This window comes from Ferdinandcohnia sp. SAFN-114 (assembly GCF_059415045.1).
Genome location: NZ_JBPFDQ010000126.1, coordinates 1 through 11,474 on the forward strand (window position 1 = coordinate 1; position 11,474 = coordinate 11,474).

The following is an 11,474-nucleotide window of genomic DNA, read 5'->3' on the forward strand; positions in this document are numbered from 1 at the left end:
ATCAAATTAATGAAAAAGTGTTAAATTTAATATGGATAGGTGTTTTATATATGTCTCATTTGGCTAGGTCAGTTCACCTTTGGTCTTTTTTTGTCATTTTGTTCATATTTCTACCCTCCATGCTCAACAAGAGATTCAAGCTGCTGACGATGATACATATCACGATACCATCCTTCATTCTCCATAAGCTCGTCATGTGTACCATGCTGAGCTATCCTGCCATTCTCTATGACAAGAATTTGGTTGGCGTGCTGAATCGCACTTAAACGATGAGATGTGATTATGGTTGTTTTTCCTTGTCGATTTTCTCGTAAAGCACGCAAAATTTCCTCTTCTGTTTTAGCATCAACTGCAGATAATGAATCATCTAGAATTAGTATTTCTGGGTTCATTATGAGTGCTCTAGCTATTGAAATACGTTGCTTTTGTCCTCCTGATAAAGACACCCCGCGTTCGCCAACAACCGTTTCATATCCGTCAGTAAACTGCAATATATCATCATGGATATTTGCAGTCTTTGCTGCTTCGAAAATTTCATTTATTGAGGCATCCGGTTTTGCAAAGGCAATATTATCTGCGACGGTTGCCGAGAAAAGAAAATGATCCTGCGGAACATACCCAATACTTTTTCGTAAGGCATCTAGCGTATACCCTTTTATCTCTTTTTCGCCTATTATTATGTTACCCTCATAACCTTCTATTTCACGAATTAATAGTTTCAACAATGTCGTTTTTCCTGCACCCGTTTTTCCAACAATACCAAGTGTTTGGCCTTGTCTTAAGTGAAAATAGATTTCTTTAAGTGTCTGTTTTTGTTCTCCAGGATATGCAAATTTTGAAATCGAATATACGACATCACCTGATGGGGTCGTCTCACTCGAATTCTCACAATCTTTTATTTCCATAGGCTCAGCCAAGAGCTTTGAAACCCGGTCATAAGATGCTCTTCCGCGCTCAACTATATTAAATAGCCACCCGAAAGCTAGTAGTGGCCAAATTAAAAGTCCTAAGTATGTTGTAAAAGTGACCAACTCCCCTAGTGTCATTTCACCAGATAGCACATACCTTGAACCAAACACAAGTGCTAGAAAGAAAGAAATGCCTACAATTAATGAAATCGTTGGATCATAAAGGGCATCAACCTTTGCTACGGAAAGATTTTTTTGAACAACATCATCAGACTGCTTACGAAAGACATTTGTATCCTCTTCTTCCTGCCCGAATGTTTTAATGACCTTTATTCCACTAATACTTTCTTGTACTTTATCATTAAGACTAGAAAAAGCTTCCTGCGCCTTATGAAAACGTCTATGTAACAGAGTTCCATAATAATTCGTAGAGAGAGCCATAAACGGCAATGGTATGAGACAAATTAAAGTTAGCTTCCAATTTATTGTAAATGCCATCGTCAATAACACAAACCCACCTGTTGCAAGCGAGTCGACTAAGGTAAGGACACCTGATCCCGCTGTTTGTTGAATCGCTTGCAAATCATTTGTGGAATGTGCCATCAAGTCACCAATTCTTCTTTTCTGGAAAAATCCTTGCGACATCTTCGTAAAATGTTCATACAAACGGTTCCTAAGTAATCTTGCTAATTTGACAGATGAGCCAAAAATCATAATTCTCCAAAAGAATCGAACGATATAAACGGTACACGCAGTTGCTAACAAAATAGCTAACCACTTATATAAGATTTCTTTTGTTAGTGTACCTTGTGCAATAAAATCAACCGTCATCCCAATTACTTTTGGTGGAACTAGTTCCAATAAAGCAACAATCATTAATAAAAAAATACCAGTAATGTAAGACTTTTTTTCCTGTTTAAAAAACCACATTAATTCTTTAAAGATTTTCATCCTATTATCCTCCGAAAGACGAAATAAGTGCCATAATAGTTTACCAAATTTTTAGAATTCTAGGAAGGTGCTTCCAAGCTTTAAGTGATAAATAAGTGTAAAATATTCTATTTCCTTAAAAGTTTTACTATAATGGGTTTAGAGAAAAAATGAGGTGAATATTCATGATTAAATACAAGGAGCTTCATCATGTGAGTTTAACGGTAACGAATCTTGAAAAGGCAAAAGACTTTTACAGCAATATTCTATGTTTGAACGAGATTGAACGTCCTAATTTTGATTTCCCTGGTGCCTGGTATGAAATTGGAAACCAGCAGTTACATCTAATTTACCTACCGGAATCTCAAACGATTCGAAAGGATAAAAGTATAAGTAGTCGCGAAGGACATTTTGCACTAAGAGTTGAAAACTACTATGACACATTAAATTGGTTATCAATCAATAATGTGACCGTCCTAGAAAAACCGGATAGCGTCAGTGGTTTTGCGCAAATCTTTTGTGCGGATCCCGATGGAAATTTAATCGAGCTTAACGTAGATCAAATGGAATTATAAGAACGAATACAAAAAAGCCACTTTTCCAGTGAAATTCTCACTAGAGAAATGGCTTTTTATGGTAGTAGAATGCATATTTGTCCAAGTTTTTATTGCTTGTCCATTTGACCGTTCATTGCTTTTAGCATTTGATTGATCTTCTTTTGTGATGGTTTTTGACCCATTTGCATCATCATTACTTTTAGCATTTGCTCATTGATTGGTGGATTTTTCTTCAAGTAATTCATCATGTATTTACGTGCAATAAAAAATCCTAATGCAACGCCACCAAGTAAAGCTACCACGATTAGTAAGATAGCTAACCACATTTGCATAAAAAAACTTCCTCCTTCATGTTGTCTCATTACAGTGTACTAAACCATTAGCTATTATACAATATTTGTTTTATGTTTTCCTAGCTTTTATACAAACTTTCTTTCTTTAATCGGGTTTAACCACCCATATTTGTTTGCTTTAAAATCCATTGCTAGGAAACAACGATCATATTTACGAAGGATTTCAAAAAATGCCGTCTCAGCTTCATAGCTTCCTGTAGACTCTAAATGGATGTAATCATTATGTATCGTTAGTTTTGCAAAGCTATTAAATTCATTCCATTCGAGAGTGTGCATATGACTTTGACGACTATAATAAGAATAATGAGCAAGGCTTCCTTCAATTTTTTGGTGGATACGTAATGAAGGAATCGTCCTTGTAATAAATTCAATTTGCTTATTGAGTATTTCTTTCCGCTCATATTTAGCTTGGTTATGCTCTAAAAATAAATGATAGATTAGTGATTCCCGTCCAAAGTAATGAGTTGCAAATTCTTCTTCTATTAAATAAATGTGGTATTCTCTCATACTCTTTCCTCCTAATACTACCTATTAAGAATAGTATATTCGAAAGAGTCTGTGATTTTTGTCTGACGTTGGAGTAAGAATCGTCTAGTTTTGTCGAAACTTTTGTTTATGTAGTACAGGGGCCCGAATCGACCCCTATTTTTTATTAAAGCAGTTGTTTTACACGGCTTACTACATTTTCAACTGAGAAACCATATTCCTTCAGTACGATTTCACCAGGAGCTGAAGCACCAAACTCATGGATACCAAGTATATCTCCCTCATCACCCGTATATCTTTCCCAACCAAGTGGTGTTGCCATTTCAATCGCTAAACGTTTTTTCACATTCGGAGGAATAACCGACTCTTTGTATTCTTTTGACTGTGCCTCGAAACGGTCCCATGAAGGCATACTTATAACGGACACCTCAATATTTTCACTAGCGAGTTGTTTTTGTGCCTCAACTGCTAGACTAACCTCCGATCCTGTTGCTAATAGAAGAGCTGCTGGCTGTCCAGATTTTGCAGGTGATAGAACATAAGCACCTTTCTGAACACCTTCATAAGCTTTCTCGGCTGTTCCTTCTAATGTTGGCAGGTTTTGTCTCGTTAAAATGAGAGCTGTAGGAATTTCTTTCGATTCAATAGCCGTTCTCCATGCAGCTGCCGTTTCATTTCCATCCGCTGGTCGAATGACAGACAAATTTGGCATTGCTCGTAATGCTGGTAATTGTTCTACAGGCTCGTGTGTTGGTCCATCTTCTCCAACCGCGATACTATCGTGAGTAAATACATAGGTTACAGGAACTTTCATTAAAGCAGCTAATCGAATGGCTGGTCGTAAGTAATCGGAGAATACAAAGAATGTTCCCCCATATACCTTCACACCGCCATGAAGAGCCATCCCATTTAAAGCAGCACCCATTGCGAACTCACGTACTCCAAACCATATATTCCGACCACTGTAATCCTTAGGCATAAAGTCAGCAGCACCATTAATCATTGTTTTATTTGATCCCGCTAAATCAGCTGAACCGCCAAAGAATTGCGGTACACTCTTTGCTATTGCATTTAATGCTTCACCAGAAGATGCTCGGGTTGCTAGCTTCTTACCCACCTCATAAACTGGTAGCGTGTTCTCCCAGCCATCAGGAAGTCTACCCTCTATTGCCATTTCTAACTGCTTCCCGAGTTCTGGGTTAGTCTCCTTGTATCGACTGAACATTTGATTCCATTCTTGTTCACTTTGTTCACCATTTCTTTTTACTGTTTCCTCAAAATGAGTATAGACCTCACTTGGAATGTGAAAATCATTTTCAAACGTCCAGTTATACGCTTCCTTCGTTAATTTTAATTCATCGGCTCCCAATGGTTCACCGTGTGCCTTTGACTTTCCAGCTCGGTTTGGAGAACCATAACCAATTGTCGTTCGAACTTCAATGAGAGCTGGACGTGCTAAATCTCCTTTAGCCTCCTCAATCGCTTTATCAATCGCTTCTACATCATTCCCATCCTCAACACGTAGATATTGCCAGCCATAGGACTTATACCTTTGTTCGATAGATTCTGAAAACGCTTGATTAAGATCACCATCAAGGGAAATATCATTAGAATCATACAAAACAATTAGTCGACCTAATTTTAGATGTCCTGCTAATGATGAAGCCTCACCTGATACACCTTCCATCAGGTCACCATCACCACAAATGGCATATGTATAATGGTTAACAATTTCAATTGAGTCATTATTATAGACACCCGCTAAATGGCGTTCTGCCATCGCCATTCCAACAGCCATAGCAATACCTTGGCCGAGTGGGCCAGTAGTTGCATCGACACCTGCCGTGTGGCCATACTCAGGATGCCCCGGGGTCTTACTGCCCCATTGGCGAAACTGCTTTAAGTCATCAATTGTTAAGTCGTAACCAGATAGGTGTAACATACTGTACAATAATGCAGAGCCGTGTCCCGCAGATAAAACAAATCGATCACGGTTGAACCAATGTGGGTTTTTCGGGTTATGTTTCATATGTCGAGTCCATAAAGCATATGTCATGGGTGCTGCTCCCATTGGCATACCTGGGTGTCCTGAATTTGCCTTTTCAACAGCATCAATAGAAAGTGTTCGAATTGACGCTATCGACAAGTCTGTTAGTGATTGTGTCATAAAAATAAACATCCTTTCAAGAGTTTCTAACGAACTAACATATAACATAGCAGTTCTTCATTGATAGTATGCACAAAAAAAAAGAATACATAGAAATCTATGTATTCTTTATTAATGCAATCTTTTCCGCTTACTATTTTTCAGTTTTTCTGGGGTTACATCATTACCCTCAGGATCAACAACTTTTACAGAATGTAATGTATTAGTCATTGAACTTCTAAAAACACGTAGGTACTCTTGTCTAAGCTCTTGCTGTTCTTCTTTTTCTTTATCCGTAAGACCAACTGTCTTCGCTTTTTTTGCAAGAGCATTGATCCGATTGATTTTATCTTTTGAAAGCATAATTATTACTCCTTGTTTATTCTTTTCTAAATCATAGTTCATAGTACTAGATGAAAAGATATTTTACAAGTCATCCACATTACGCATTTAGCTTGCACTAATAATAACCATTCCCATACTTAATAAAACAAATAGTACATAATAGATAAATCCGCCTTGTAATTTCCTTAACATCTTTATTTCACTCCTATAGAATGTTTGTTCGTATTTTATATTTCTATTATAGACCGAACATTTGTTTTGTGTCAACAAAAATTCGAACTTATGTTTGTATAATCTAGTAAAACATGCTATACTCAACTTAAGAAATTCGGTATTTGTCGAAGTTACTAGGTCACCTGAACAGTGAGATCGAAGAGAAGATTTAAATACATATATAATATAAGTGCAAGGGGATGAGCGAAGATGACAACGAAGCTTTCTAAAAGACAGCAGGATATATTGAATTACATAAAACAAGAAGTTAAAGAAAAGGGCTACCCACCTTCCGTAAGGGAAATTGGGGAGGCTGTTGGTTTAGCATCAAGTTCAACAGTACACGGACATTTGTCCAGACTAGAAAGCAAAGGCTTGATTCGAAGAGACCCTACTAAACCTCGCGCGATTGAAATTTTACAGGTTGACGAAAATGAAACAATTCCAACTGCAAACGTTGTGAATGTCCCAGTCATAGGTAAGGTTACTGCAGGACAACCAATTACAGCTGTGGAAAATATTGAAGAGTACTTCCCATTACCTGATCGTTTTGCTGCCCATGATGACCAAATTTTTATGCTTGAGATAATGGGAGATAGTATGATCGAAGCGGGGATTCTTGACGGAGACTATGTGATTGTTAGACAACAGCATTCAGCTAACAATGGGGATATTGTTGTTGCAATGACAGAGGAAGATGAAGCGACTGTAAAACGTTTCTTTAAGGAAAAAGATCATATCCGCTTGCAACCGGAAAACTCAATGCTCGAACCGATCATCCTTAAAAACGTAGTCATATTAGGAAAAGTTATTGGCGTATACCGTACAATTCATTAATCTAAAAAAGGAACATTTCTAAATGAAATGTTCCTTTTTTATTAGCAAAAAAACCCTTAACACATCCACGTGTTAAGGGTTCATTTATTAATACATAGTCATGTATTGCTCTCTCTCCCATGGATGAACCTGGGTACGGAACATATCCCATTCGATCTCTTTTGCTTCAATAAAGTGTTCGAACAGATGTCCGCCTAATGCTTTGATTAACACTTCATCCTGCTTAAGCATATCCAATGCAAGAGATAAAGTTGGTGGTAAATCCACAATGCCCGCTTCATTACGCTCTTCTTTATTCATCACATAGATGTTTCTGTCAACAGGTGCTGGTGGTGTCAATTTGTTTTTGATACCATCTAATCCTGCAGCTAATAGTACAGCCATTGCCATATAAGGGTTTGCTGCCGGGTCAACTGAACGCACCTCGACACGTGTGCTTAAACCACGTGAAGCCGGGATACGAACAAGTGGACTTCTATTTTGAGCAGACCAAGCCACATAGCAAGGTGCTTCATAACCAGGTACTAGTCGTTTATATGAGTTTACAGTTGGATTTGTAACAGCTGTAAAATTAGGCGCATGCTTTAAAATACCTGCAATAAAATGTCTAGCATTATCACTTAATTGTAGATCCGCATTAGGATCAAAGAATGCATTTTCCGCGCCTTTGAATAATGATAGGTTACAGTGCATTCCTGAACCCGCTACTCCAAACAATGGTTTTGGCATAAAGGTTGCATGTAAACCATGTTTACGAGCAATTGTTTTTACAACAAGCTTAAAAGTCTGAATTTCATCACACGCTGTTAAAGCATCCTCGTATTTAAAATCAATTTCGTGTTGTCCAGGTGCAACCTCATGGTGAGAAGCTTCAATTTCAAATCCCATTTCCTCAAGCTCTAATACGATATCACGGCGGCAGTTTTCACCAAGGTCTGTTGGCGCTAAGTCAAAGTAACCACCATTATCGTTAAGTTCAAGAGTTGGTTCACCTTTTTCATTTAACTTAAATAAGAAAAACTCAGGTTCAGGGCCAAGATTGAAATCCGTAAATCCTAGTTCTTCCATTTCTTTCAAGACTCTCTTTAAGTTGTTACGAGGGTCCCCTTCGAATGGAGTACCATCCGCATTATGAATATCACAAATTAAACGAGCAACCTTCCCTTTTTCTGCAGTCCACGGGAAAACTACCCATGTATTTAAATCTGGATATAGGTACATATCTGATTCTTCGATACGAACAAAGCCTTCGATTGAAGAGCCATCAAACATCATTTTATTGCTCAATGCTTTTTCTAATTGACTTACGGGAATTTCAACGTTTTTAATTGTTCCAAGAATATCTGTAAATTGTAAACGAATAAATTTTACATTCTCTTCTTTTGCTAAACGAAAAATATCATCTTTCGTATATTTGGACATTGTGTTTCCTCCCCAAACCTAGTTGTAAGTATAGTTTTGTAATCAATATGCTATTAATGAAAAAATCTCGACATATCATTATGATGCGGACCTGACTGCTTTTTAAATCTTCCAGCTTGCAATAATTCATTTCTTAAAAGTTTTCTCAGCTCAGAATTAGATATTTCCTGTTTCACAGGCTCAACAGGCTTTTCTTCCGCAACTTGTCCTGAATTTCGGACTGCGAATATTTGTTTAATTCCTGCCAAATTGACCTTTTGTTCGATCAAGCTTTTTATTTCAAGTAATCGATCAACGTCATTAAATGAGTATAGTCTTCGATTTGTTTCAGTTCTTGCTGGAGAAATCAAACCATTTTCCTCATAATAGCGAATTTGCCTTGCAGATAATTCAGTTAATTGCATGACAATTCCAATCGGAAAGAGTGGCATGGAACGCCGAATTTCATCACTCATATGGGATCCTCCTTTTCGCAATGAATAAGTTAATATTATATGATGTTAGATTATCTGTCAACACAATGTTAGAAAACATAACATGAAATTTCATATAAAAAAAGAGGAGTTTAATCCTCATTCTTTATCGAAATAAGTTGTTTAGTAAGCAATTGGTTAAGCGCAAGACAAATGGCAATTTTCACATGAGAATATGTAAGTCCACCTTGTACATATGCAACATATGGAGGACGTGTTGGACCATCCGCTGTTAATTCAATGCTAGCACCTTGAATAAACGTTCCTGCTGCCATGATCACGTCATCCTCATACCCCGGCATATAACTTGGATATGGCGTTACGTGTGAGTTTATAGGAGAAGCATATTGGATTGCTTGACAGAAGGAAACCATCATATCTTTGTTATCAAATTGAACAGATTGAATTAAATCTGTTCTTTCACTATCCCAGCTTGGCTCTGTTTTCAGACCGATTTTTTCTAAAATCGCAGCTGTAAATACGGCTCCTTTTAACGCTTGTCCCACAATATGTGGTGCAAGGAATAATCCCTGATACATTTCCTGCAGAGAATAAAGTGATGCCCCTGCTTCTGCTCCAATGCCAGGGGATGTCATTCGATATGAACATGCTTCAACAAGTTCTTTTTTTCCCACTAAATATCCGCCAGTTTTTGCAAGTCCGCCTCCTGGGTTTTTAATAAGCGAACCGGCAATTAAATCAGCTCCTACATGACATGGCTCTTGTAATTCAACGAATTCACCATAACAATTATCAACAAAAACAACAACATCAGACTTGATTTCTTTGACGAACTGGATCATTTCTTTTATTTCTGCAATCGTAAAGGAAGGTCTTGTTGCATATCCTTTTGAACGCTGAATTCCAATCATTTTTGTATTTTCATGAATAGCATTTTTAATTGCTTCAAAGTCTGGTCTTCCTTCAGGTGTTAAATCGACTGTATTATATCCAATATGAAACTCCTTTAAGGATCCATTTCCTGTACCTCTAATCCCTACAATCTCTTCTAAAGTATCATATGGATTTCCTGTAATATATAGCAATTCATCATTCGGTCGCAACACCCCAAACAATGCAATCGAAATGGCATGAGTCCCTGAAATAATTTGCGGACGTACAAGTGCTGCTTCACCCCCAAAAATATGGGCGTACACCGCTTCCAATGTATCTCTTCCAATATCATCATAGCCATAGCCTGTTGAGGGAATGAAGTGAGAATCACTTACTCGATTATCTTGGAAGCTTTTTAACACTTGATATTGATTGTAATCAATATTTTTATCAATCTTCGTATGAACCTCTTTAATTTCTTGTTCGGTTTCTTCAACTAATTTCGAAATTAGTTTACCATAATCTAATTCTGTAAACATGATGTTTTCCCCTTTATGATTGAAAATCGTCTAGTTGACCATTCAATGAGTGACTTGGAAAAATAAAGCCAGTGCAATCGTATTTTTCCACTTCTTCATTGTAACGAAGTTCTTTCAAAATCGTTTCTTGTTTTAAATGTGCTAATAATCTACCTTCCGAGCTAGGTAGAGATACCTTGTATTCTTTCATCTCCTCAATCATTGAATCCTCTACCCTTGTCTTAATTACCACTAAATCATTTTCATCAAAAGCACTAACTAAAATGGATTTAGATGTTGACGAAGGAACAAAATCAGGGTGAACTTTATCTTTTTTATTATAAATAGTCAGAATCGGAATTGATTCAACACCTAGTTCATCCAAAAGCTTCAATACTGTTTTTTCATGATTAAAATAATCAGGATTTGAAGAATCAACCACATGGACAATTAAATCTGCTTCTTTTACCTCTTCTAAAGTTGAGCGAAACGCAGCTATTAGCGAAGTAGGCAAATCTTGAATAAATCCTACTGTATCCGTTAATAGTGTAGTTAATCCACATGGAAGAATCATTTTACGAGTCATTGGGTCAAGTGTCGCAAATAATAAATTTTCTTCAAATGAATCTGCCTCAGTTAGTCTATTAAATAATGTCGATTTTCCTGCATTTGTATAACCTACCAATGCGATTTGATATGTATTATTTTTCTTTCTTCGTTCGCGATAGCGCTCCCTGTGCTGTACAATAACTGATAATTGATTTTTGATATCATCAATCCGCTTATGAATATGTCTTCTATCGGTCTCTAGTTTTGTTTCCCCTGGACCTCTCGTCCCAATTCCACCACCGAGTCTTGATAATTCAATCCCCTTACCTGTTAATCGGGGTAATAGATATTGGAGCTGAGCTAATTCTACCTGTAATTTTCCTTCTTTTGAGTTTGCTCTAGAAGCAAAGATGTCAAGAATCAGCTGGGTTCGATCAATCACCCTAGCTTGAAGACTAGAAGATAGATTCCTTACTTGGCTTGGGGATAACTCATCATTAAAAATGATTACATCTGGCCCTAGTTCTTCTTCAAGATGCACTAACTCTTCCACTTTACCTTTTCCTATGTATGTAGCAGGATGGACTTTTGCACGCTTCTGCGTAACAGTCATTACCACTTGGCCCTTGGCTGTTTTAGTTAATGATTGTAATTCTTCGAGCGAATATTCAAACCGACTTTCGTCTTCATTTTGAATATGACAGCCTACAAGTATCGCTTTTTCCATATCTTTCTTTTGTTCGTTTACCAATCAATTTACCTACTTTCATGGAAGGTGTTTTTCTTACGTTATCATATCAAATTTAATGAAACTATACCAATTTTGAAAGTAAGTATCCGCCCGTAGAACGGGCGGTTTTGATTTCGCCCTATAAGGGCACTTTACCAACGAAGCCCCTAAAG

At 37.2% G+C, this 11,474-nt stretch carries 11 protein-coding genes; 2 read left to right on the forward strand and 9 right to left on the reverse strand.

Annotation, left to right across the window (positions count from 1 at the left end):
- Nucleotides 1-110: 110 nt before the first annotated feature.
- Nucleotides 111-1,859 (reverse strand): ABC transporter transmembrane domain-containing protein, encoded by a 1,749-nt coding sequence (locus ACR65M_RS24925; protein ID WP_440274714.1) that lies wholly within the window; start codon nucleotides 1,857-1,859, stop codon nucleotides 111-113.
- Nucleotides 1,860-2,023: 164 nt separating this feature from the next.
- Between ACR65M_RS24925 and ACR65M_RS24930 the strand changes: the two genes are divergently transcribed.
- Nucleotides 2,024-2,413 carry a VOC family protein gene (locus tag ACR65M_RS24930; protein WP_341331824.1) on the forward strand — a complete coding sequence of 130 codons (390 nt, stop codon included), beginning with the start codon at nucleotides 2,024-2,026 and terminating at the stop codon, nucleotides 2,411-2,413.
- Between the two features lie 89 nt (nucleotides 2,414-2,502).
- Here ACR65M_RS24930 and ACR65M_RS24935 read toward each other — a convergent pair whose 3' ends face one another.
- The 4 genes from ACR65M_RS24935 to ACR65M_RS24950 form a co-directional block, all read right to left on the reverse strand.
- Nucleotides 2,503-2,727: a YneF family protein gene (locus ACR65M_RS24935; protein WP_099362934.1), complete on the reverse strand. Its 225-nt coding sequence runs from the start codon at nucleotides 2,725-2,727 to the stop codon at nucleotides 2,503-2,505.
- A gap of 87 nt (nucleotides 2,728-2,814) precedes the next feature.
- Nucleotides 2,815-3,255, reverse strand: coding sequence for a sporulation inhibitor of replication protein SirA (gene sirA, locus ACR65M_RS24940; protein WP_341331825.1), 441 nt, complete (start codon nucleotides 3,253-3,255; stop codon nucleotides 2,815-2,817).
- A gap of 145 nt (nucleotides 3,256-3,400) precedes the next feature.
- The gene (gene tkt, locus ACR65M_RS24945) at nucleotides 3,401-5,401 is read right to left on the reverse strand and encodes a transketolase (protein WP_341331826.1); all 2,001 of its coding nucleotides are present in this window, start codon (nucleotides 5,399-5,401) and stop codon (nucleotides 3,401-3,403) included.
- 111 nt (nucleotides 5,402-5,512) lie between these two features.
- Nucleotides 5,513-5,743: a DUF896 domain-containing protein gene (locus ACR65M_RS24950; RefSeq protein WP_341331827.1), complete on the reverse strand. Its 231-nt coding sequence runs from the start codon at nucleotides 5,741-5,743 to the stop codon at nucleotides 5,513-5,515.
- Between the two features lie 405 nt (nucleotides 5,744-6,148).
- Here ACR65M_RS24950 and lexA point away from each other — a divergent pair, with 405 nt between their 5' ends.
- Nucleotides 6,149-6,775: a transcriptional repressor LexA gene (lexA, locus tag ACR65M_RS24955; RefSeq protein WP_121446659.1), complete on the forward strand. Its 627-nt coding sequence runs from the start codon at nucleotides 6,149-6,151 to the stop codon at nucleotides 6,773-6,775.
- A gap of 87 nt (nucleotides 6,776-6,862) precedes the next feature.
- Here lexA and glnA read toward each other — a convergent pair whose 3' ends face one another.
- The 4 genes from glnA to hflX all read right to left on the reverse strand — a co-directional run bounded on the left by glnA (nucleotide 6,863) and on the right by hflX (nucleotide 11,298).
- Nucleotides 6,863-8,197, reverse strand: a complete 1,335-nt coding sequence (gene glnA / locus ACR65M_RS24960) for a type I glutamate--ammonia ligase (RefSeq protein ID WP_341331828.1) — start codon at nucleotides 8,195-8,197, stop codon at nucleotides 6,863-6,865.
- Between the two features lie 53 nt (nucleotides 8,198-8,250).
- Nucleotides 8,251-8,652: a MerR family transcriptional regulator gene (locus ACR65M_RS24965; protein ID WP_121446657.1), complete on the reverse strand. Its 402-nt coding sequence runs from the start codon at nucleotides 8,650-8,652 to the stop codon at nucleotides 8,251-8,253.
- Between the two features lie 110 nt (nucleotides 8,653-8,762).
- Nucleotides 8,763-10,043, reverse strand: a complete 1,281-nt coding sequence (locus tag ACR65M_RS24970; protein WP_440274715.1) for a methionine gamma-lyase family protein — start codon at nucleotides 10,041-10,043, stop codon at nucleotides 8,763-8,765.
- Between the two features lie 13 nt (nucleotides 10,044-10,056).
- Nucleotides 10,057-11,298 (reverse strand): GTPase HflX, encoded by a 1,242-nt coding sequence (hflX, locus tag ACR65M_RS24975; protein WP_440274716.1) that lies wholly within the window; start codon nucleotides 11,296-11,298, stop codon nucleotides 10,057-10,059.
- Between the last annotated feature and the right edge of the window lie 176 nt (nucleotides 11,299-11,474).

Bases quoted from the DNA above. Each gene is read 5' to 3' on its own strand.
- lexA (WP_121446659.1), top strand. From the start codon at position 6,149: ATGACAACGAAGCTTTCTAAAAGACAGCAGGATATATTGAATTACATA.
- ACR65M_RS24930 (WP_341331824.1), top strand. From the start codon at position 2,024: ATGATTAAATACAAGGAGCTTCATCATGTGAGTTTAACGGTAACGAAT.
- sirA (WP_341331825.1), bottom strand. From the start codon at position 3,255: ATGAGAGAATACCACATTTATTTAATAGAAGAAGAATTTGCAACTCAT.
- tkt (WP_341331826.1), bottom strand. From the start codon at position 5,401: ATGACACAATCACTAACAGACTTGTCGATAGCGTCAATTCGAACACTT.
- ACR65M_RS24970 (WP_440274715.1), bottom strand. From the start codon at position 10,043: ATGTTTACAGAATTAGATTATGGTAAACTAATTTCGAAATTAGTTGAA.
- hflX (WP_440274716.1), bottom strand. From the start codon at position 11,298: ATGGAAAAAGCGATACTTGTAGGCTGTCATATTCAAAATGAAGACGAA.
- ACR65M_RS24965 (WP_121446657.1), bottom strand. From the start codon at position 8,652: ATGAGTGATGAAATTCGGCGTTCCATGCCACTCTTTCCGATTGGAATT.
- ACR65M_RS24935 (WP_099362934.1), bottom strand. From the start codon at position 2,727: ATGCAAATGTGGTTAGCTATCTTACTAATCGTGGTAGCTTTACTTGGT.
- ACR65M_RS24950 (WP_341331827.1), bottom strand. From the start codon at position 5,743: ATGCTTTCAAAAGATAAAATCAATCGGATCAATGCTCTTGCAAAAAAA.
- glnA (WP_341331828.1), bottom strand. From the start codon at position 8,197: ATGTCCAAATATACGAAAGATGATATTTTTCGTTTAGCAAAAGAAGAG.
- ACR65M_RS24925 (WP_440274714.1), bottom strand. From the start codon at position 1,859: ATGAAAATCTTTAAAGAATTAATGTGGTTTTTTAAACAGGAAAAAAAG.